The sequence below is a fragment of the Litoreibacter halocynthiae genome, from assembly GCF_004365635.1.
In the GTDB taxonomy this organism is placed as follows: Bacteria; Pseudomonadota; Alphaproteobacteria; order Rhodobacterales; family Rhodobacteraceae; genus Litoreibacter; species Litoreibacter halocynthiae.
This window is the reverse complement of sequence record NZ_SOBH01000002.1, coordinates 438,741-459,503: the sequence shown is the minus strand read 5'-3', so window position 1 is coordinate 459,503 and position 20,763 is coordinate 438,741. Positions and strand designations below refer to the sequence as shown.

20 protein-coding genes are annotated in these 20,763 nt (G+C 56.8%); 3 read left to right on the top strand and 17 right to left on the bottom strand.

The window, feature by feature from the left end; genetic code table 11:
* The first annotated feature begins 162 nt into the window (after positions 1–162).
* Both BDE40_RS09510 and folD read left to right on the top strand, forming a co-directional pair.
* Positions 163–1,839, top strand: coding sequence for a formate--tetrahydrofolate ligase (locus BDE40_RS09510; RefSeq protein WP_134014335.1), 1,677 nt, complete (start codon positions 163–165; stop codon positions 1,837–1,839).
* Positions 1,840–1,946: 107 nt separating this feature from the next.
* Positions 1,947–2,849: a bifunctional methylenetetrahydrofolate dehydrogenase/methenyltetrahydrofolate cyclohydrolase FolD gene (gene folD, locus BDE40_RS09505; protein WP_134014334.1), complete on the top strand. Its 903-nt coding sequence runs from the start codon at positions 1,947–1,949 to the stop codon at positions 2,847–2,849.
* Here folD and BDE40_RS09500 read toward each other — a convergent pair.
* From BDE40_RS09500 to BDE40_RS09485, 4 genes are read right to left on the bottom strand one after another with little or no spacing between them, the layout of a single operon-like run.
* Positions 2,846–3,274: a PaaI family thioesterase gene (locus tag BDE40_RS09500; protein WP_134014333.1), complete on the bottom strand. Its 429-nt coding sequence runs from the start codon at positions 3,272–3,274 to the stop codon at positions 2,846–2,848. The genes folD and BDE40_RS09500 overlap by 4 nt on opposite strands.
* Positions 3,275–3,299: 25 nt before the next feature.
* On the bottom strand, positions 3,300–3,962 hold the full coding sequence (pdeM, locus tag BDE40_RS09495) for a ligase-associated DNA damage response endonuclease PdeM (RefSeq protein ID WP_134014332.1): 663 nt from the start codon (positions 3,960–3,962) through the stop codon (positions 3,300–3,302).
* The gene (locus BDE40_RS09490; protein ID WP_134014331.1) at positions 3,959–6,361 is read right to left on the bottom strand and encodes a ligase-associated DNA damage response DEXH box helicase; all 2,403 of its coding nucleotides are present in this window, start codon (positions 6,359–6,361) and stop codon (positions 3,959–3,961) included. The genes pdeM and BDE40_RS09490 overlap by 4 nt, the downstream gene beginning before the upstream one ends.
* Before the next feature lie 31 nt (positions 6,362–6,392).
* Positions 6,393–7,706, bottom strand: a complete 1,314-nt coding sequence (locus BDE40_RS09485; RefSeq protein ID WP_134014330.1) for an ATPase — start codon at positions 7,704–7,706, stop codon at positions 6,393–6,395.
* A 166-nt stretch (positions 7,707–7,872) separates the two neighbouring features.
* On the opposite strand from BDE40_RS09485, the gene BDE40_RS09480 reads away from it, so the two are divergent.
* Entirely contained in the window at positions 7,873–9,477 is a 1,605-nt protein-coding gene (locus BDE40_RS09480) for a hypothetical protein (protein ID WP_134014329.1), read from the top strand.
* Here BDE40_RS09480 and BDE40_RS09475 read toward each other — a convergent pair.
* From BDE40_RS09475 to BDE40_RS09415, 13 genes are all read right to left on the bottom strand, one after another.
* Entirely contained in the window at positions 9,474–9,905 is a 432-nt protein-coding gene (locus BDE40_RS09475; protein ID WP_342775019.1) for a prepilin peptidase, read from the bottom strand. The two genes, BDE40_RS09480 and BDE40_RS09475, sit on opposite strands and share 4 nt — an antisense overlap.
* A gap of 52 nt (positions 9,906–9,957) precedes the next feature.
* On the bottom strand, positions 9,958–10,803 hold the full coding sequence (locus BDE40_RS09470; RefSeq protein ID WP_134014327.1) for a tetratricopeptide repeat protein: 846 nt from the start codon (positions 10,801–10,803) through the stop codon (positions 9,958–9,960).
* Between the two features lie 37 nt (positions 10,804–10,840).
* Entirely contained in the window at positions 10,841–11,407 is a 567-nt protein-coding gene (locus BDE40_RS09465; RefSeq protein WP_134014326.1) for a tetratricopeptide repeat protein, read from the bottom strand.
* Positions 11,408–11,409: 2 nt separating this feature from the next.
* Positions 11,410–12,393 (bottom strand): type II secretion system F family protein, encoded by a 984-nt coding sequence (locus BDE40_RS09460; RefSeq protein WP_134014325.1) that lies wholly within the window; start codon positions 12,391–12,393, stop codon positions 11,410–11,412.
* Positions 12,394–12,397: 4 nt separating this feature from the next.
* Complete coding sequence (locus BDE40_RS09455; protein WP_073142725.1) at positions 12,398–13,366, bottom strand: type II secretion system F family protein; 969 nt, start codon at positions 13,364–13,366, stop codon at positions 12,398–12,400.
* A 6-nt stretch (positions 13,367–13,372) separates the two neighbouring features.
* Positions 13,373–14,812: a TadA family conjugal transfer-associated ATPase gene (locus BDE40_RS09450; RefSeq protein ID WP_134014324.1), complete on the bottom strand. Its 1,440-nt coding sequence runs from the start codon at positions 14,810–14,812 to the stop codon at positions 13,373–13,375.
* 15 nt (positions 14,813–14,827) lie between these two features.
* Positions 14,828–16,084, bottom strand: a complete 1,257-nt coding sequence (locus BDE40_RS09445; RefSeq protein WP_134014323.1) for a CpaE/TadZ family protein — start codon at positions 16,082–16,084, stop codon at positions 14,828–14,830.
* A gap of 210 nt (positions 16,085–16,294) precedes the next feature.
* A complete protein-coding gene (locus BDE40_RS09440; protein WP_134014322.1) occupies positions 16,295–16,942 on the bottom strand; it encodes an OmpA family protein in 648 nt (215 codons plus the stop codon).
* Positions 16,943–16,948: 6 nt separating this feature from the next.
* Positions 16,949–18,376 carry a type II and III secretion system protein family protein gene (locus BDE40_RS09435; protein ID WP_073142734.1) on the bottom strand — a complete coding sequence of 476 codons (1,428 nt, stop codon included), beginning with the start codon at positions 18,374–18,376 and terminating at the stop codon, positions 16,949–16,951.
* A gap of 212 nt (positions 18,377–18,588) precedes the next feature.
* Positions 18,589–19,422: a Flp pilus assembly protein CpaB gene (gene cpaB / locus BDE40_RS09430; protein WP_134014321.1), complete on the bottom strand. Its 834-nt coding sequence runs from the start codon at positions 19,420–19,422 to the stop codon at positions 18,589–18,591.
* Positions 19,423–19,559: 137 nt separating this feature from the next.
* On the bottom strand, positions 19,560–19,748 hold the full coding sequence (locus BDE40_RS09425) for a pilus assembly protein (RefSeq protein ID WP_134014320.1): 189 nt from the start codon (positions 19,746–19,748) through the stop codon (positions 19,560–19,562).
* Positions 19,749–19,989: 241 nt separating this feature from the next.
* Entirely contained in the window at positions 19,990–20,184 is a 195-nt protein-coding gene (locus BDE40_RS09420) for a hypothetical protein (protein ID WP_134014319.1), read from the bottom strand.
* Between the two features lie 259 nt (positions 20,185–20,443).
* Positions 20,444–20,638: a Flp family type IVb pilin gene (locus BDE40_RS09415; protein ID WP_073142742.1), complete on the bottom strand. Its 195-nt coding sequence runs from the start codon at positions 20,636–20,638 to the stop codon at positions 20,444–20,446.
* Positions 20,639–20,763: the final 125 nt, after the last annotated feature.

Below are 20,763 nucleotides of genomic sequence, written 5' to 3'. Positions count from 1 at the left end.
ATTGGCAAAAGTCGTTCCGATGAGAAACGCATAATCCCGTTGAGGCCGATTCCGAGGCCATAAATGTCGGAAACGCAGGATGAGACTGGCCGTGTCCCCGATATAGGCGATGGTACACAATCGAGCCGTTGCGTTTTTACGCGGGCCAAGGGGAGACAGACCATGAGTTTCAAGACCGATATCGAGATTGCCCGCGAGGCCAAAAAACGCCCGATCCAAGAGATTGGCGCCAAGCTGGGCATTCCGGAAGCGGACCTTCTGCCCTTTGGCCACGACAAGGCAAAGGTGTCGGCAGAGTTCATCGCCGCACAGCGCGGCAAGAAAGACGGCAAGCTGATCCTTGTGACCGCGATCAACCCGACACCTGCCGGTGAGGGTAAGACCACAACGACCGTAGGCCTTGGTGACGGCCTGAATGCGATCGGCAAGAAGGCTGCGATCTGTATTCGCGAAGCCTCGCTGGGTCCGTGTTTCGGGATGAAGGGCGGGGCCGCTGGTGGCGGGTACGCGCAAGTCGTGCCGATGGAAGAAATGAACTTGCACTTTACGGGCGATTTCCACGCGATCACTTCGGCGCATAACCTGTTGTCAGCGATGATCGACAACCACATTTATTGGGGCAACGAGCTGGAAATCGACGAGCGCCGCGTAGTGTGGAAGCGGGTTCTGGACATGAACGACCGTGCGCTGCGCGATTGCGTGACGTCGCTGGGCGGGGTAGCCAACGGCTTCCCGCGTCAGACGGGGTTTGACATCACTGTGGCCTCTGAAGTTATGGCGATCCTGTGTCTGGCGCTTGATCTGGACGATTTGCAAAAGCGTCTTGGGGACATCATTGTGGCCTATCGCCGGGACCGCTCTCCGATCTATTGCCGCGATATCAAGGCTGACGGTGCGATGACGGTGCTGCTGCAACAAGCGATGCAGCCCAACCTTGTGCAGACGCTGGAAAACAATCCGGCCTTCGTACATGGCGGCCCCTTCGCCAACATCGCCCATGGCTGTAATTCGGTCGTGGCGACCACAACGGCGTTGAAACTTGCCGATTACGTTGTCACCGAAGCCGGATTCGGGGCCGATTTGGGCGCCGAGAAATTCATGAACATCAAGTGCCGCAAAGCCGGGCTTGCGCCTGACTGCGTGGTTCTGGTCGCGACGGTTCGCGCGATGAAAATGAACGGCGGCGTTGCGAAAGCCGATCTGGCAGAAGAGAATGTGGACGCGGTGAACGCGGGCTGCTCCAACCTTGGGCGCCATATCGAAAACGTCAAATCTTTTGGCGTGCCGGTTGTCGTCGGGATCAACCACTTCTCGGGTGACACCGATGCGGAGGTGGCGGCGGTGAAAGCCTATGTGGAAGCGCAAGGCTCGGAAGCGATCTTGTGCAAGCACTGGGCGCATGGCTCCGAAGGGATCAAGGAAATGGCGACACGCGTGGCGGAAATCGCGGATAGCGGAGCGTCGCAATTCGCACCACTATATTCCGACGACCTGCGGTTGATCGAGAAGATCGAAGTCATCGCCAAGCGCATTTACCGCGCCGATGAGGTTCTGGCGGACAAGAAAATCCGCGATCAGCTGCGCCAGTGGGAAGAGGCCGGATATGGGAATCTGCCGGTCTGCATGGCGAAAACGCAATACTCGTTCTCGACCGACCCGAACCTGCGTGGCGCGCCGGTTGGTCACTCCTTGCCAGTGCGCGAAGTGCGGTTGTCTGCGGGTGCGGGTTTTGTCGTCGTGGTCTGCGGCGAGATCATGACCATGCCGGGCCTGCCGCGGGTTCCGTCCGCTGAAGCGATTATGCTAAACGACGCGGGCGAAATCGAAGGCTTGTTCTAAGACATGGTGCGGGCGTGGCAGCCATCGAGGCCGCCACGCCCGCGTCGCAGCTTTGGCTGCTTCCCGCGCGTGTTGCGGGTGTTGAAATCAATAGGGAGACCACGGGCATGAGCGCACAAGTAATTGACGGAAAGGCCTTTGCGGCCAAGGTGCGCGGGCAAGTCGCGGAAGGTGTGAGCAAGTTGAAAGCCGATCACGACCTTGTACCGGGGTTGGCGGTCGTTCTGGTGGGCGAAGACCCTGCAAGCGAAGTTTACGTGCGTTCCAAAGGCAAGATGACCGTGGAAGTCGGCATGAAGTCGGTGGAGCATCGACTGGATGCGGACACGTCCGAGACAGACCTGCTGGCCGTCATCAAGTCGCTGAATGAAGACGCATCAATCCACGGCATTCTGGTGCAGCTTCCGTTGCCGAAGCATTTGAACGAAGATCTGGTGATCAACTCGATTGATCCTGCCAAGGATGTGGACGGGTTTCATATCTCCAATGTCGGGCTTCTGGGCACCGGTCAGAAATCGATGGTGCCCTGCACACCATTGGGGTGTCTGATGATGCTGCGCGACCATCACGGGTCTCTTTCCGGCTTGGACGCGGTGGTTGTCGGGCGCTCGAACATCGTTGGAAAACCCATGGCACAGCTGCTTCTGGGGGATAGCTGCACGGTGACGATTGCCCATTCCCGCACCAAGGATTTGCCAGATGTGGTGCGCCGTGCCGATATTGTCGTGGCCGCTGTGGGGCGCCCTGAAATGGTCCCAGGTGACTGGATCAAACCGGGTGCTACGGTGATCGACGTCGGCATCAACCGTCTCGACGCGCCTGAAAAAGGCGAGGGCAAGACCCGCCTTGTCGGGGACGTGCATTATGAAAGCGCGGCGGCTGTGGCTGGCGCGATTACACCCGTTCCGGGCGGCGTCGGACCAATGACGATTGCTTGTCTGCTTGCCAACACCCTGACCGCGTGTTGCCGTGCCAACGGGTTGCCGGAGCCGGAAGGCCTGACCGCTTAAACCGGCACCATTGTGCCTTGAAGGGCGGCGATGTGGGTTTCCACCTCGCCGTCGATTGCGTAGACATCCGACTGCACCACAACCAACCGACGCCCCGCCTTCAGGACCCGCCCGACCGCTTTAAGGTGATCGCCCTTGGCCGGTGCGAGCAGGTTGATCTTCATCTCGGAGGTCAGAACCTCCTGCCCCTTTTCCATGAGTGTGAGGGCGGCATAACCCGCAGCGCTGTCGCCCAGTGCGAAGGTTAAAGCCGCGTGCCCGAACCCGTGTTGTTGCGTCATCGACGCGCGGATCGGGGCGGCGATTATGCACTGCCCTGCCGACACTTCGGTGAGGGACGCCCCAGCTGTTGCCATCATCGCCTGACGCGCAAAGCTGTCCTTCACCGTGGTTTCATAGTCGGGGTTGCGGGGGGATGACGGCATGGGAGCTCCGGATTTTTCCGAAACCCTAGCTGCGTGGCATCGGGATTTCCACCGCTGATGCGCCGGTGAGAATGGCGCGGGCATCTTGTGCCATCAGCGATTGCAGGGTGGCCGCATTGGTACCTAAGCCGCCGGTATAGGTGCCGTAAGCGGGCAGGATGAGGCGGGTCTGATCATACAGGAAACAGGGCCGTGTGACGTTACCCCCGCGTGTGCGCAAGCTGGCTTTGGGGTGGTAATGGCCCGAGACCTCGCCCGATGCAGCGGTTGATTGCGCGATATGGCGGAAGGTCAAGGGGACGATCGTTTGTTGGGCGCGGTGGCTGCCACCAAGGTTTAACGGCCCCGGGTCGTGATTGCCTTCGATCCATGTCCAGCTTCGGCCAGCCATCAATTGCGTGATCCAGTCGGTGATATTTTCGGGCATAAGCGCGCCGGCTTCCAGATCGTCAAAGCTGTCACCAAGGCAAATGACATGTTCGGGCGTATGGGCGTCCAGATCGGTCTGTAGACGCGTCAACGTGTCCATCGTCTCGTAAGGGGGGAGCATCTGGCCGCTTCTGCGCGCGATACGTTCTGATTTGCCAAGGTGTAGATCGGAGACGGTCAGCAGTTTTTGCGAAGGCCAGAGAAGCGCGCCGGAGGGGAGGGCCACAAGGTCCGCCCCACAAAATGAAAAGGGCTTCATTCCAGACCAGCCTTCGCCATCAATAGCGACGCCTCTTCGGCCACAAGCCGCTCTTCCGCCGCGCCTTTGATCGGGACGCGCCCGATTTCCAGGAAGAGGGGGGCTGCCAGGGGGGTGACGCGATCCAGTTGCAGATGATCAATTGCGCCGCGGGTTCTGGTGATCATCTCCTCGATGCGGCCAAAGTCGATGAGGCCTTTCATCGCCTCTTCCCGCGTGATGTCGAGCATGAGGTGATCGGGATCGTATTTTCGCAATGTGTCGTACAGGATGTCGGAGGAAAACGTCGCCTGCCTGCCGGACTTGCGCTTGCCTTGTGTCATGCGGTCAATGAGGCCGGAGATGATGGCGGAAGCGCGAAAGGTTCGCTTCATCACCGCGTTTCCAGCCAACCATTCCTCCAAGCCCTGCCGCAGGTTGTCCAGCTCAAACAGCGGCGTCGGGTCGGATACTGGCTGCAAGCTCCAGATCATGGTGGCGTAGTCGGTTGCCAGAAACCCGAGCGGATCGAGACCCTGTTCTTCCATCCGTTGGGTCAGAAGAAGCCCCAGTGTTTGCATAGCGTTGCGTCCGGCAAAGCCGTAAATGACGGTATACTGACGATTGTCTTGCGGGAAACTTTCGATGAGCAATCGCGAAGGTTCGGGCAATTTCGAGCGCTCGCGTTGCAAGGTCAGCCAATGGGCCGTGTGAGCAGGCAGGTCGGGCCAGCTGTCTTGCTGCAACAGCCGCATAATGCGTTGGCTGAGTTGTGTGGTGTTGGCGAATTTGGTGCCGGAGAAGACCGCAACCTTCGGATTGTCGGATGCGCGGCGGGTGACCTCGACGGTCATTTCGTTCAAGCCTTCGTAGCGCACGATCTGGCCTCCGATCAGGAACGTATCACCTTGGCTTAGTGTCGAGGCGAAGGCTTCTTCAACCTCGCCTAAAGCGGACCCGCCGCGCCGCCCTTTAAGCCGGACTTTCAGCATTTCGGTGTCGATGATCGTGCCGATATTCATGCGGATTTGAGCGGCAGATCGAGGGTCGCGGAGTTGCCATTTTCGGTCCCGCTCCACAATGCGCTGATAGCGGTCATAGGCGCGCAACGCGTAGCCGCCGGTTGCACAGAAATCGAGACAGCGGTCGAAATCGTCACGGGTCAGCTTGGCATATGGGCCTGCGGTGATGACTTCCCCGTAAAGATCATCGGCAGCAAACGGGCCGGACGCGGCGCTGGCCAGAATGTGCTGGCACAAGACGTCGCGCGGGCCTGTGCTTCGCGGCTCCCCGTCCAGGTCGTGTTCCTTCACCGCATCAAGGGCGGCATTGCATTCGACGATTTCGAAGCGGTTTGCGGGTACGAGCAACGCTTTGGACGGTGCGTTATAGTGGTGATTGGCGCGGCCAATGCGCTGCACGAGGCGTTTGACGTTTTTCGGAGCGCCGATCTGGATCACGAGATCGACGTCGCCCCAATCAATGCCCAGATCAAGGCTGCCAGTGCAGACAATGGCCTTGAGGCTGCCGTCGACCATCGCTTGTTCCACCTTCATGCGCTGCTCGCGGGCGAGGGAACCGTGGTGAATGCCGATGGGCAACTGGTCTTCGTTGGCGAGCCAGAGGTGGTGGAAGAAAATCTCGGCCTGCGCGCGGGTGTTGTGGAAGATCAGCGTCGTGTTGTGCTGTTTCACCTGCTCCAGCACAGCAGGGATGGCGTATCGCCCGCCACCGCCGGACCATGGCGGGGCCACTTCCGTTTCCAGCATGGAGATGTCGGGGGCAGGGCCGGGGTCCGCGTGGATGATCTTGGTGGGCTGCGGATGACGCGCAAGGAAGTTGGCGATGGCTTCGGGGTCCTCAACGGTGGCGCTTAGGCCCACACGGCGCAGGTCTGGTGCAAGGGCTTGCAGGCGGCTGAGGCCGAGCATGAGCTGGTCGCCGCGTTTACTTTCGGCAAGGGCATGGATTTCGTCGACCACGACGCGCTGCAACCCGTTGAAGATGCGCGGTGCGTCTTCGTAGCTGAGAAGTAATGCCAGACTTTCAGGGGTGGTGAGCAGGATATGGGGCGGGTCCGCGCGTTGCTTGCGTTTCTGGGTATAGGTAGTGTCGCCGCTGCGATCTTCGATGCGGATATCCATGCCGATCTCGTCCACGGGCGTGCGAAGATTCCGTTTGATATCAGCCGCTAATGCTTTGAGTGGCGAGATGTAGAGCGTGTGAAGCCCATCGCGTGGGGATGCGTGCAGTTCGGCGAGCGTGGGCAGGAAACCCGCCATGGTTTTGCCGCCCCCCGTCGGGGCAATAAGCAAGGTCGACGGCGCGTATGCGGCATCGAGCATCGCTTGCTGATGCGGGTGGATATCCCAGCCTCTGGCGGCGAACCAATCGTGCAGGGGCTGGGGCAGTTGCGTCATGCCCCAGATATAGCCCGACCAATGGTTTTGGTCAGTGTTTAATCTCTTCGTCTTTCACATACATGTTCGCCCATGCGCGGTCGATCAGCTCGGGCGTCATTTGATTTGGGATGCCCTCGTATTCACATACGGCGATCATCTGGTCGATCAGGAAGTTCGCATGGTAGTTGGCGTAGACGTTGTCGATGGTGGGATAGCGGACCTTCAACAGGTGGATCAACGCCTCTTCGTTCAACGGGATTTTCTTTTTCTTCGCAACCATGGCGAACACTTTCAGGAATTCTTCCTGTGTCGGGCCGTCAATTTTGATCTTGAAGAAAATACGACGCAGGGCCGCGCCATCGAACATCTCGTTGGGGTGGAAGTTGGTCGAGAAGATAACCAGTGTGTCAAATGGGACCTCGAACTTCTCGCCCGATTGCAGGGCCAGAATATCGTATTCGGCTTCCATTGGAACAATCCAGCGGTTGATCAGCGCCTGTGGCGGCTCTTCCTGACGGCCAAGGTCATCCACGATGAACACGCCGCCGGTCGACTTCAACTGAAGCGAGGCTTGGTAGGTGCGCGAGGTGGCGTTGTAGTTCAGGTCGAGCATGTTCAGCATCAGCTCACCACCGGTCATAACCGTGGGGCGTTCGCACATCAGGTAGCGCTTGTCGTAGCGGTTGTCGGTCCGGCGCAGCGAGGTGGTTTGCGTCTCGACATCTTCGATCGGTGTATGCACGATCGGATCGTATAGTGTTACAACTTGTCCTGCATATTCAATGCATTGCGGGATATATATCATGTCGCCAAGTGCGTCGCGGATGCCGTTGGAAATCGCTGATTTACCGTTGCCGGGAGGGCCATAAAGCAGAATGGAGCGGCCGGAACTCACCGCCGGTCCAAGATCGTTCAGCAGGTTGTCGGGCAGGATCAGGTGACCCATATTACCCAGCAGCTTTTCACGGGTGATCTGGATGTTGCGCACGGACTGCTTTTTTACCTGCTCTTTGTACATGGCCAAAGGAACAGGCAGGGCGCCGTAATATTCGGATTGGGACAGAGCGTCGAGCGCGCGTGATTTGCCCGCGTCAGACAGCTGGAACGCCATCTCGGAGCCGGAGCCCGCGTGCAATGTACCTTGTGCTTCAATCAGCTTTTGCTCCCGCGCGATCTCAACAAGTTGTTGGGTCAGCGGCAGGGACAGACAAATGGCAACGGCCATGTCCGAGACGTGCTCAAGGTTCTTGCGGAAGATTGTTTTTAACAGGATATCGCGCATCATAACGACGCTTAGCCCCGTGTCTTTCAACGACTTAGGAGGGGCCGGGGCCTGTACGCCCGTGGTTGTGTGCATATTCATGTGCTCTGCCTCGCGTGCCGATTTTTCGGCATCCTTCCACCTAGTTTACCGGTTGAACTGTATCCGGACAACATAAACCGATCTCACTTCAAAAAGCAGGCCAGCTGCGCTAGCCTTTATACATAATGAACACCGCCAAACAGGGCGGGGCATGGGGATGATGGGCATGGACGAGGGTATGGATAAGGCCGGAGCAAGGCTTTTTCTTGTTTATCTGCTAGGATTGGTCGCGCTGATGGGCGGTCTATCCTTGGCAAAAGGTGGTCTTTACGTCGACCGCCACGAGGGCGACACACTTCATTTAATCGAAATTGTGCTGCGGATGGCCGAAGGCCAATGGCCGCATCTGGACTTTGTCACGCCCTTGGGGGTCCTTGGTTTCTTGCCGATTGTGGCTTTCGTCTGGATGGGCTTCGGCATCGGAACCGCGATTTTGCTGGCGCAGATCACCGTTGCGTTGATGTTTGTGCCAATGGTCTGGTGGCTAGCTTACAGCCGTTTGTCCCGCGGAATGGCCTATGGTGTCGGTGCATTGGTGATGGTTCTTGTTTTGGCCATGATTCATGGCGAGGCCGGGGCGTCGCTGTCCTTGTCGATGCACTACAACCGCTGGGCATGGGCGTTCGCTTTTGTTGCGATTCTCGTCGCGGTTCTGGAACCGAAGCAGGCGGAAAATCAATGGTTTGACGGGGTCATTTTGGGGGTCGCGTTCAGCTTCTTTGTCCTTGGGAAAATAACCTACGGCGTGGCCTTCGCCCCCGGGGTAGCTGTAGCGCTGGCGATTCGGGGCCAGTGGCGGGTGATAGGGGCGGCACTGGTTGTGGTGGCCTTGTTTGCCGGTGTGCTGACGGCCTTGGCAGGTCCGGCGATGTGGCCAGCCTATCTGGGTGATCTCGCGTTGGTTGCAGGCACAGACATACGCCCGCGTGCAGGAGTAGATCTGGGCACGCTGCTGACGGCCCCGCAATACGCATTGGGGAATGCGGTACTGGTCTTGTCCGTTGTGGTCTTGCGGCGCGGCGTTGATCCGCGTTTGGGGTTGGTTCTGATGCTTCTTGGACCAGGGATGATTTACGTCACCTACCAGAATTATGGCAATGACCCGAAATGGCTGGCGCTTCTGGCGGTGATGATTTTGGCGGTGTCCCGAACCCCGCAGGTCATCGCCTTGGCTGTTGTGGCCTGCACTTTGATAGCGCCCTCCTTCTTCAACATGGCAACAAGCACTGCGCGACATTTTGTGGCGAAGCAGGATACCTACAGCGCATTGTTCGAAGGCACTCCCAATGGGGCGCGCTATGGCGATTTCTTTACCAAAGCTGAACGGGTCAACCGCATCCTGATGCGTAAGCCCATGCTGTTCGAAAGCGAGGAATTTGCCTACATGAACGAGCTTGCGGCGCATCTGCCTCCAGCAGAGTTTCAAGGCGAGGTTTTGCCCTCCTGCGCGCAAGAGTTGGGGTTGATCGGGGCCTCGCATGCGATGGCACGGGATCTGGATCAGGCTGGGTTGTCTCACGGGAAATCCGTGTTTGTCGCGGACACCTTTGGCAACCTGTGGATGTTTGGCGATCTGGAGCCCACGCTTGGCGCCGCCCCTTGGTATTACGGACGCCTGACGGGGTTTGAGAATGCGGATTACCTGCTGATCCCGACCTGCCCGACCACGCCACATGCCTACAGGTCGATCCTGAAGGACGTGGAGGCGCGGGGTGAGAAGCTTGAAGAGGTCCGGCGGACCGAGCTCTATATCTTGTTCGCGCGCCCCTAAAGAAAGGCTGTGCGCGCCAGATAGACGATGAGGGTTACGGCGAGCGGAAGGCCCATCGGGAAGTCGCGTGTACGCTCCCAGCTTTCCCAGTTCGGGGCAAGCTTGCGCAGCGGTGAAATACGCGCCAAGCGGTGCAAGATGAATGCAACAATCGTCGTGACCGCGAAGATGGCGGCCACAAAGGTGCCGTCAATGACAGCGACAAACGGGGCCATCGCGGCGGCGAACTTAGCATCACCCGCACCGACCAATCCGGTGATGGTCATCAAGAAGCCGATGGCCAGAATGATTGCAAAATGGGCGTAGCGCCACAGATATACCTCTAGCGGCAGGGTTAGAAGACCAACCACCACAAAGACCGCGAGCAATGCGAGCACGGCCTTGTTGGGAATTTTCATGCGGGCGAGGTCGCTCCAGGCGACCCACATGCAAATGAGGGTCGCCAAGGGCAGGGACCATAACGCGAAGGTCGCCATAGATTTAGCTTTCGAGCGTGCGCAAGGAGCGGATCGCTGCCTCGAAGTGCTGCGGATGGGTCTCGATTGCTTCTTCCAGCAGGGTTTTGCCGGTCTGCGTGTCGCCTTGCTTGATGGCCGTCAGGGCCATGGTGTGCAGCAACTGCGCGCGTTCGACCTGTGTGATCTGGATGATCGGAAGCGTGTAGTTCTTGCGGGCTCCACGCGCGAGCACGAGGTTGTTTTTCGCGGTAAACAGGCTTGGATCATAGGTGATGGCTTCGCCGAACAGACGCTCGGCTTCGTCATAGTCACCGCGGGTCAGTTTCGAGAAACCCCAGTTGTTGAGCACTGATCCGGGTGTGGTGGTCAGGCCAACAGCCGTTTGGTAGAAACTATCGGCTTTTTTCCACTCTTTGTTGGTGTCCGCGATGATTGCTTCGAGGCGGTACCGCTCGAAGGTTTCATATGTCGGCGGAACTGCATCAAGCGCTTTTTCGGCTTTCTTCCACTCGCCCTGGCGGACCAAAGCATTGGCGTAAAAGACTTGATCGTCGTTGTTCGCGTCGGGGTGCTTTATGACTTTTGCCCAGACAACACCGGCTTCCGTCGCGCGTTTGGCGCGCAGCAGCGATTGGCCGAGGCCGCGTTGCAGGTCAAGACGGTCGGGATCGTCACGACTAGCCTTCTGGAAATAGGTCACCGCCTCATTGGGGTCAGCGACCGTAAGCATGATGTCGTTGAGATTGCTCTCATCGATAACATTGACGTTTTTGAGGGTTTTGCTGTACTCGCCTTTGCCACCTTTATCACAAGCGGTTAGGGCTACAACGCTGATAAGACACAGCATTCCTGTCTTCATATGGCGCATGGGGCGTCCTCTACTCTGCTCTCAATGGCCTTTTTGTTCAGGGCGCCTGTAAAATCAGGTAGCGGCCGTTACCGCGTCTCACCAAGTCAAAGGCTCTGTCGTCTTTTTCTGGACTATATGCAGGATTTTCAATCTTGGCGAGCGCGCGGCGCAGGTTTTCCCTGATTTCGTCAGATTTGCCACTATCGAGGGCGAAGGCAGTCTTGAAAACACGGCTGGCCTCTCCGGCGCGGCCGGTTTCCATCAGCACGACACCAAGATTATTCCAAGCAGGAACAAAGGTTTGGTCAATTTTGATGGCGCGGCGCAGCTGCTTTTCCGACTGGCCAAGCCGGCCAAGCCTCAAGTTGGCCGAGCCGAGCGCGCTGAGCACATCGACAGTGGTTCCCTGTTCCCCTGCGGCGCGAAGGTAGGCTTTGAGGGCCAGTTCGAACTGACCGGCAGCCATAAGCTGGTGACCGACGCTTAGCCCGTCGACGCCTTGAAGGCGGGCGACGTCTCCGGTGGGCGGAAACGGATTAGCCCCCTCGCCAAGCGAAGGGGCCTTTTCCTCGCATCCAGCGAGGCTAAGTCCAACTGCTATCGCACCCACCCAAAGTCGCATGATTATCCGCCACCACCGTTTAGGTTCTTATAGATGTCATAGATCGACGGGCCGATCAAAATAATCAAAAGAGGTGGCAAACAGAACAACATCGTGCCGAGGGTGAGTTTGGTCGGCAACACGTTTGCCTTCTCTTCGGCGCGCATAACGCGTTTGTCACGCATCTCGGACGCATAGACGCGCAAGGCATCTGCGATGGACGTACCGAAGCTGGTCGATTGGATCAGCACCGTTACAAAGCTGGATACGTCAGGCACACCGGCACGTTCGGCCATATCGCGCAGCACGGTGATCCGGTCCTTACCAGCTTTCATCTCGTTGGCGACCATTTGGAATTCATCCGCCAATGCCGGATAACCGGCGCGAATTTCGGAGGCTACGCGGATGATTGACTGGTCCAGCGCTTGACCGGCTTCGACGCAAACAAGCATCAGGTCGAGGCTGTCGGGGAAGCCGCTTTCGATTTCGTCCTGCCGTTCCTGACGGCGGCGTTCGATCCAGTACTTGGGCAGGTAGTAGCCTGCACCACCCGGGATCACGATCGCCAGGATCAGATCACGGGTCGACATGTCGTCGCCCCCGAGGATCAGAACATAGAGCAGGCCAAGGGTCAGAAACAACAAGCCAAGCGCGAACTGCGCGAAGTGGAATGTGCGCACCGCTGTTTTTTGTTTGTAGCCCGCTTGAAGCAGCTTGAGCTTCATGCCCGCAAGTTCTTCATCATCCTGCGGTTCCAGGAAGTTGGCGAACTTGTCGAGCTTGTCGGTACCGTTCGCATTCCGGAGCGAGCCTTCGCCGCTTTTCGAGCGACTATTGGCGCGCTGCGCCTCTTCGCGGATGCGATCGAGCGGGTCCTTTTGCTTCTTCAGCATGGTTGGCAAAGTGACCAGAACCATGATGAGTCCCAGCAAGCCAACTGCGATCAGCGGGCCCAATTCCCCGAAGTTGTCGACGAGCAAGGCGTTGATATTTTCAATGAACTGCATCTCATTACACCTTGATGTTGACCATGATGCGCATGAAAACCATGTTCACCACAAGGAACACACCCACAACGATACACGCGGGAATGAAGAATTCGGTTTCTTTGACTTCGGTGTAGTAGTCCGGCTCCATGATGTTGATCCCGACGAGCGCCAGAAGCGGGAAGGCGGATAGGAACATGCCGGACCATTTGGCCTCTGCCGTGATGGCTTTCACGCGGCGGAACAGTTTGAAGCGAGCACGGATCACCTGCGAAAGCCCGTGCAAAATCTCGGCAAGGTTACCACCGGAGGTTTGTTGAATGGTCACGGCCACGGCGAGGAATCGCAAATCTTGCATGTCCATACGCTCGGCCAGGTGCTTGAGGCTTTCGGACACGTCACGACCATAGGCGGATTCATCTGCGATCACGCCAAATTCGGTGCCAAGCGGATCCGCGACCTCTTTGGCGACGATGTTGATCGCCGAGGCAAACGGGTGACCCACACGAAGAGACCGCACCATCAACTCGATGGCATCCGGCAATTGCTCTTCCATCAGTGCAAGGCGCTTTTTGCATTTGTTATTCACCCAGACATAGACGGCACCGATCCCCATCGCGAGCGCAATGAGGCCGCGCACGGGGGCGGCGGCTTCTGTCATTTGGCTGAGAACAGCAAAGATAACGGCCGCAAGCGCAAACATCATCGCGATGAGCGCGGTCGGCGTAAACGCGATGTTGGCGCGTAGGGCTTTGTCGGCCAGCATGGAATAAAGCGGGATACCGCCCGAATTCATGTGCTGGTTCATCTCCTTGCGGAGTTGCTCCAGAACCTTTTCGCGCGATCCACCCTTCTGGATCATGTCCAGGCGGCGGTTCACCTTGCTGTTGAGGCTGATCGATTTGCCGAATACCACGAGGTAGACGCCTTCGATCAACATCAGAACGGCAACGAAGATTATGCCGTAAAGGATTGGCTCAAAACTGATTTCCATAACTGGTTACTCCGCTGCGATCGGTTCGTATATCGAAGCGGGCAGGTCGTAGCCCCACTGCTTGAACCGGTCGGAATAGTGCGAGCGCACACCTGTTGGCGTGAACTGGCCGATAATCTTGCCGTCGGGCTGAAGGCCCAAACGCTGGTACCGGAACACTTCCTGCATGGAGATAACGTCACCTTCCATGCCGGTGATCTCGGTGATCGAGACCATGCGACGCGAGCCGTCTTGCAGACGCGACGCCTGCACGATCAGGTTCACAGCCGAGGAAATTTGCGCGCGCACAGCTTTGATCGGCATCTCGATACCGGCCATCGCAATCATGTTTTCAAGACGGGACACCCCGTCACGCGCCGAGTTGGCGTGAATCGTGGTCATCGAGCCGTCGTGGCCGGTGTTCATAGCTTGCAGCATGTCGATAACTTCTTCGCCACGCGTCTCACCCACGATGATGCGGTCAGGGCGCATCCGAAGGGCGTTTTTGAGACAGTCGCGCTGGGACACCGCACCTTTGCCTTCAACGTTGGCAGGGCGGCTTTCCATCCGGCCGACATGGACCTGCTGGAGTTGAAGTTCCGCCGTATCCTCGATCGTCAGGATGCGTTCGGAATTGTCGATAAAGGATGACAATGCGTTGAGCGTGGTCGTTTTACCGGAACCCGTACCACCCGACACAATGACGTTCAGACGGCACGCGACGGCGGCTTGCAAATAGGCGGCCATTTCTTCCGAAAACGCGCCAAACTTGACGAGATCGTCGATCGCCAGCTTTTCTTTCTTGAACTTACGAATGGAAACGAGCGAGCCGTCCACTGCAATCGGTGGAACCATGGCGTTGAAACGCGAGCCATCTTTCAAGCGCGCATCCACGTACGGGTTGGATTCATCGACACGACGACCCACAGCGGACACGATCTTGTCGATGATCCTAAGCAAGTGCTTTTCGTCTTTGAAACGGGTGTTGGTCAGCGTCAGCTTACCGTCGCGTTCGATGAACACGCGGTTCGGGCCGTTGACCAGAATATCGTTGACGGTGTCGTCTTTCAGAAGCGGTTCCAGCGGGCCAAGGCCCGTGACTTCGTCAAAAAGTTCCGCGTGTAGGGTCTGCCGCTCGTCCTTGGTGAGGATGATGGATTGCTCTTCAAGGCCCTCGGCGCAAATCGCAATGATTTCGGCTTTGAGGTCAGCCTCTGGTGCGTTTTCCAACGCGGCGAGGTTCAAGTTGTCGAGCAGGCGGTGGTGAAGATCTGAGCGGACCTCCTCCAGACGCTGGCGGCGCTTGAGTTCTTTGTCTTGCGCAATCACCTCGGCAGGCGCGACTGGAGGCTTGCCCTCGGCCTTGCGCATGGATTTTGCGGCGCTGATTTTCGGCGCTGCTGCTTGCGGTGCTGCGTTTGCTTGTGCCTTTGGATCGGCACCTGGTTTTTTGTAGCGCGAAAACATGGTGGTAACCTTCCGTTATCCTGTGGCTTCCGCCATATTTGTTTCGTGCAGAGATTGCGCCAGCTTGGCGATCTCCTTGCGCAAAGGGTTCTTGGCCGCGGTGTCGACAAGCGGCAGACCGTGGTCGCAGCTTTGTGCAACTTGTTTGCCGCCATCGGGCATGTGCAGCTCAATGGAAATATCAAGGCTTTCTGCCATCCGTTTCGCTCGGCTTTTGCCGGACAAATCGGTGAATTTCGGCGCACGGTTCAGCACGTAACGAATTTTCTCGTAGGGTAGGTCCTCGGATTTGAGGGCGCGCACCATACGCAGAGTGTTTTGCGCAGAACGCAAATCAAGTTCCAGCATCCCGAAATAGACATCAGACATGCCCAGAACTGTTTCGGTCCATTGAACGAGCGTCGATGGCATGTCGATGATGACATAATCGAAGTTGCGACGTGCTGTTTCGACCAGCTTTTCGATTTCTTCCGGCCCGACCATGTCCAAAGGGATCATGTCGGCAGGAGCCGTGAGGACCTGAAGTTTGTCGTTGAAAGTCAGAAGCGTCGAGCGAAATACCGCGTCGTCCATGCCGTCGATATCAGTCAGCATCTCTAGCACAGCGTCGCGGCGCGGTAGATCAAGATAGGTAGAGCTTGAGCCGAACTGGAAATCCAGATCGAGCAAGCACACGCTTACTTCGGATTTTTTGTCGACGGTCGCCAGCTCCCAAGCCAGGTTCACCGCAAAGGTGGACGCACCGGCACCGCCGGCAAGGCCGTGGACTGGAAGAACGACGCCTTCATTGGTGCCCTCTTTGCCGGTTACCACTGGCGCGGTCTCGACAGTGGCGGGCATTTGAGGCGCCTCGGCGACTTCAGCTGGTTTGTTAATGCGTTCGATGGAGTCGTGCAGTGCGCCTTCTGGAAGCGGGTAGGGGACAAAGTCGTCCGCGCCCAGCTTCAACAGTTGGTGCAGCGCAATTGGCGACACATCTTCTGCAATCAGGATGACTTTAACACCGACTTCCTTGGCGCGACCTATTACGTCGCCCACAAGTGTCAGGTTGTCTTCGTCGGAATTGTCGACCGCGACGGCGATAAACTGCAAATCCGTGGCATCGGGCTGAGACAAGTACGCGTTTGCGTCCTCGAAACTCAGATCACCCCATGCTTCACCCAGCTCTGTTTCCATATCTTCGATCAGAAGATCGAAGTTTTGAACGTCGCGAGCGACGGTACAGGCTGAAATTGGCGCCGGTTCGGTTTGTAAAGCTACACTGCTCGTCATGCCTCAAATCCCATTTGGCCAAAAAACACGGCCGGGTTCGTGTTAACGAGGGCACCCTTTCATAAGGGTTAGCGCCCCCGCCAACTGTTTGCGGTATTTAAACCAACATGCCGTCTTAGGGCGGATTGTGGCTTATCTCATGACAAGGAATGCTTAGGAAAAGGGGCGAGAATGGGGCTAAATTAGCGAAAAACTGAGGTATTATTTCCGTTATTGCACTATTCTTTCCCGTGCGAGCGTTTCTGGGCTCTTTGCGGTCTGAACATACTCGCGTTGAACGATAATTCCGTACTTGCCATTTAGCAGCATCGGATGGTTGCTCACGAAGCCTGTAACTTCAGTTACAGTACGACGATTGCGACGTTCTGGGCTCTCAGTCAGGATCACGGGTTTCGTTTCGCCGAACGAAGCGACGGCCTCGAGGCGAGAGCGGCTGATGCCCTGAGATGTCAGGAAGTTTACAGCAGCATTTGCGCGGCGTAGCCCGAGGGCCTTGTTGGCGGCGTTCGAGCCGACGAGATCGGTGTGGCCATAGACGCGGAAGCGGACTTCCGGGAATTGGCGGATCCAGTTCGCTTGTTCGAGCAGGGCGGCGCGCGCATTCGCGTCAAGTTGTGCCGAATTGAACTCGAAGTTCACCTGAGTGTTCACATCCGTCGCAAAACGGCGGCCGAGAGTCTCGGCAACGGAAATCGTCCCGTTGCTGATCAAGGTGTTGGTCATGGTGGGGTTGCCGAAGCCGCCCTCATCAAGGTCACCGCCTGCTTCCCGCTCAAAAACATTGCGAGAGTTGGAACATGCGGAGAGGCTGACCGTAAGTGCGGCGATCAGGGCGATTGAAGAAGAGGTTTTAAGCATCTGGTATTACTCCAAAACATAGCCGTAGGAGCCAGAAAAGTCCTGGCGGGCCACTTCGCCGGTCGATGTGCGGCGTGTCCGAACTTCGCGTGCGACTTTCCCGTTCAGGAAGAATTCACGCTCGGTCGGTGGGCGGATGCGGTCGGTTGACAGAACAAGGGCGTTGCCACGGGTCGGCGACACAAGATGTGCGGTGACAATGACAACCAACTCTGACTGACGGCGCTCGAAGTTCGCACTGCGGAACAATGCACCCAGAATTGGGATATCCCCGAGCCACGGAACCTGGCCAGCCAGATCGGTGAAGTCGTCTTCAAGAAGACCCGCGATTGCGAAGCTTTCGCCATCACGCATTTCCACTACAGTCGAAGATGCGCGTTTGGAGAAGGCGTTAACCGCAAAACCTTCGTTCTGAACAACGACAGTAGAGTCGATGCCCGAAACGGCGGTATCAAGTTTGAGGTTAATGATGTCTTCGTCCAACACGGTTGGCGTGAACTTCAACTCAACACCGAAAGGTTTGTAGCTGATGCTAACCGTTCCATCGTCGACAACTGGGATCGGATATTCACCACCTGCAAGGAATGTCGCTTCCTGACCAGAGAGGGCGGTCAGGTTCGGCTCGGCAAGAGTGCGCACAAGGCCTTTGGTTTCAAGGGCTTCGAGTACAACGAGAGCGCGAAGACTGCCGCTGCCGAACCCGAAGGAGAACACACCGTTACGTTCGCGGGTTGAAACCGCGTTACCAGCACCGCCACCGGCGGGGAAGGTTGTTGTCGGGTTGTTGCCAGCTTGAAGCGTGTTGGTGAAGCCGTTTGCCCCGAACGTCCCGCCTGCGGTTTGGAAACCAAGGCTTGCGGACAAATCTTTAGAGACGGAGCGGCGCATTTCAGCAAACCGAACTTTCAGCATCACCTGTTGGGTGCCACCGACGCTCATCAGGTTGGACACGGCGTCCGGCGCATAACGCTCGGCGAGATCCAACGCGCGGTCGAGCTTTGCGATGCTAGAAACAGTGCCGGACAGAACGAGTCCGTCATTCGCGGTGCGAACTTCGATCTTCTCACCTGGGAGGATTTCGCGAAGGCGCTCTTTGAATTCCGACAGATCTGGCGATACGCGCACAGACACGTTGGTGATCAAGCGACCATCCGGTCCAAGAAGTGTCAGAGTTGTGCGACCCGGAGATTTGCCCAGCACATATATCGTGCGGTCCGACAAGGTCGCGATGTCCGCGATGGCAGGGTTGGCCACGGACAATTCAGCGAAGGGGACGTCGCTTTCGACGACCACGGCGCTGTTGATTGCAACATTGAGTTTGCGTGCCGTCGACTGGTTGGTCACCTTCAGATTCTGTGCGAACCCTGTCTCTGGTACGAATGACGTTAGCGCGAGGCCAAACAGGCCAACGCAGAAAAACTGCTTCAATTTCATTGTGATCTGCCTCTCTGATCACTTAAGTGGAACGGGTCTTTTGCCCATTTTCACGAGAACCATGCGCGAATTTAAAATTTATTGCAAGAATCAGGTGTTTACCGCGCGTCTTTTATGTGGGCCTGTCGCAACACAACGCAAATTCTAGTAGGTCACACGGAAACGGCACCCAATATAGGGTGCCGTGAAGTCGTTTGTAAATTGGTTCCAGATCATTCAGCGCAGGGGATCGGGATTTCTACGACGTCAGCACCTTTGCGGGTCTTGATTGTGCAAACCTTCGCGGCTTTGGCTTCGATGGCCTTTTCTTCAAGAATACCCAGAAGCTGGTTTTGATCGATTTCAACTGCTGCGACCTCGGTGTCATCACCGGCACCAACAAGGGATAGAGACAGGCGGCCAGACGACTGGGCTTGTGCCAATGCTCCGACTTCTGCTGGCGACGCGGCCACGGTTACAGTCCGTGCAATTGTCGGGGCAGAGCGGTCGCCATCGGCAATCTGGTCTACGGCAAGCAACTGCAAACGCGTATCGATCAGTTTTGTAACTTCGCGACCTTGGCTATTACCGGTCCAGTATACGTCGACATGGTCACCGGGGCGCAGAAAGCCTGATACGCCGGATGATACGTCAACACGCAACGCGAAAGCGCGCATACCTTTTGACAGGCGCGAGGACACACCGGCGTCTTCGCCCGGCTCTGTCACTTTCGATGCCATAACGGCTTCGTCTTTTTCCATTACGCGAAGAACAGTGCGAAGGGCGCCAGTGGCAGGGAACAAGTCCTCGCCTTTTTGAAATGCGCCTTCAGGAATGGCGTTGTTTGGCCAAGCGATGATCTGCACGTCGTCTTTGGTGAGCGTTTCGCCATAAGCAATCTGCCGCTTTACCGTAAAGACAGCTTCCAAGGGAACATTGCTTTTCAGCAATTTCTCCTGAGCGGCCACTTTGGCCTGATATTGGTCGAACCTGTTTTTCGCCATGTATGCAGCGAAGCCCGCCAAGGCGACGCCGACTACCAGTACTAACCCGAATACCAATCGCATTTTTAGCCCCTTTAAATATTGTAACACCTGCCGATTTGCCGGTCAGGCTCACTCGTGTGACCGCAGTCATGCACGGCAAATGCGGCAAAATGTAGGAGCTGGCGTGGATTTACCGCGGCGTCACGCGGGCCGTTTGATCAAAACGAGGTGCTGATTAACTGGCTGCTGAGGGTCGTGTCTACATCGCCCGTCAGGTCTTCAGTGCCATCGATGACGACACCCATTGAAGCCAGTGCCAATCCAATGACGCCCGCAGACAGAATGACCCAATCTACGGTTACAGCGCCAGAGTCGTCTGTCAAAAATCGGGATACTAGATACGTCATTTTACTCTCCGACGGAACTGGCCTGGGGCCTTGATTGCAACATGCCAATTATCGCAACGAATTTAGGCAAAATTTAGAAGGAATAAGGCAATCTCGCCATATTTGCGGTCTGAGTTAGAAACTGATCGTTTCCGTTTTCGAAGTCGGCGACGAAAGGTTGTGAGTGCTTTCGGCCGTTAAAAAAGGCCGCGCTTCCAAGAACGCGCCCCTCACTGGCGTGGTCAATACTGTGCCGCCACGTCTAAAAAGTGGTGACCTTCTCCTGAGCCTTCAGCTGATAGGCTTTGTCTTTGTCGAGCTGCTCGACGCCGGCGCTGGCAAAGACCATAACCGCGACGCTCAAAAGGCCGCCTGCAGCGATCATCACCATCGTATCGGTGGTAATGACGCCAGACTCGTCCGAAGCGAATTTTTTGGTCAGTTTGTTCAGTGTCATAATCTACCCCTCATTGATCTTAGGTCTGGCTTGGTTCTCTGCGTCAGATTGGGATAGTGGTATCCCGCAAGGTTGCCGACCTTCTTTGGATTGTTGTTGTAAGATGAAAAATTTATCCGAAAAGAATAGGGCGAGAGTTGGACCAGATTTGGGTCATTGTTGATTGGTGATTGCGCAAGGGCTGTGGCTGCAAAACGCGAAAAAGCCGCGTTCCGAAGAACGCGGCCCAATCTCGAAGTCGCTCTAGGCGACGACCAACTTAGAAAGTGGTCGAGATGCCTTGAGTCGTCAGCTGGTTTTCGATGTCGCCGGACAGGTCTTCCAGACCGTCGGAAACAGAAGCCATAACTGCGATGCCCAAGCCAACGATGGCAGCGGTCAGAACAACCCAGTCAACAGTTACTGCGCCAGATTCGTCAGCTGCGAAATTTTTGATCATTGCGTTCAGTGTCATAGTGTATCCCTCCAAGGATGTAAGTTTGTTTAGTTTCCAAGTTAACCCTGACGCTTGTTCGACCCGGCCAGCCTCTGTTCTAGACCGTGTCGCCGTCTTGGTATGCAGCATGTATCCCCCTCAAT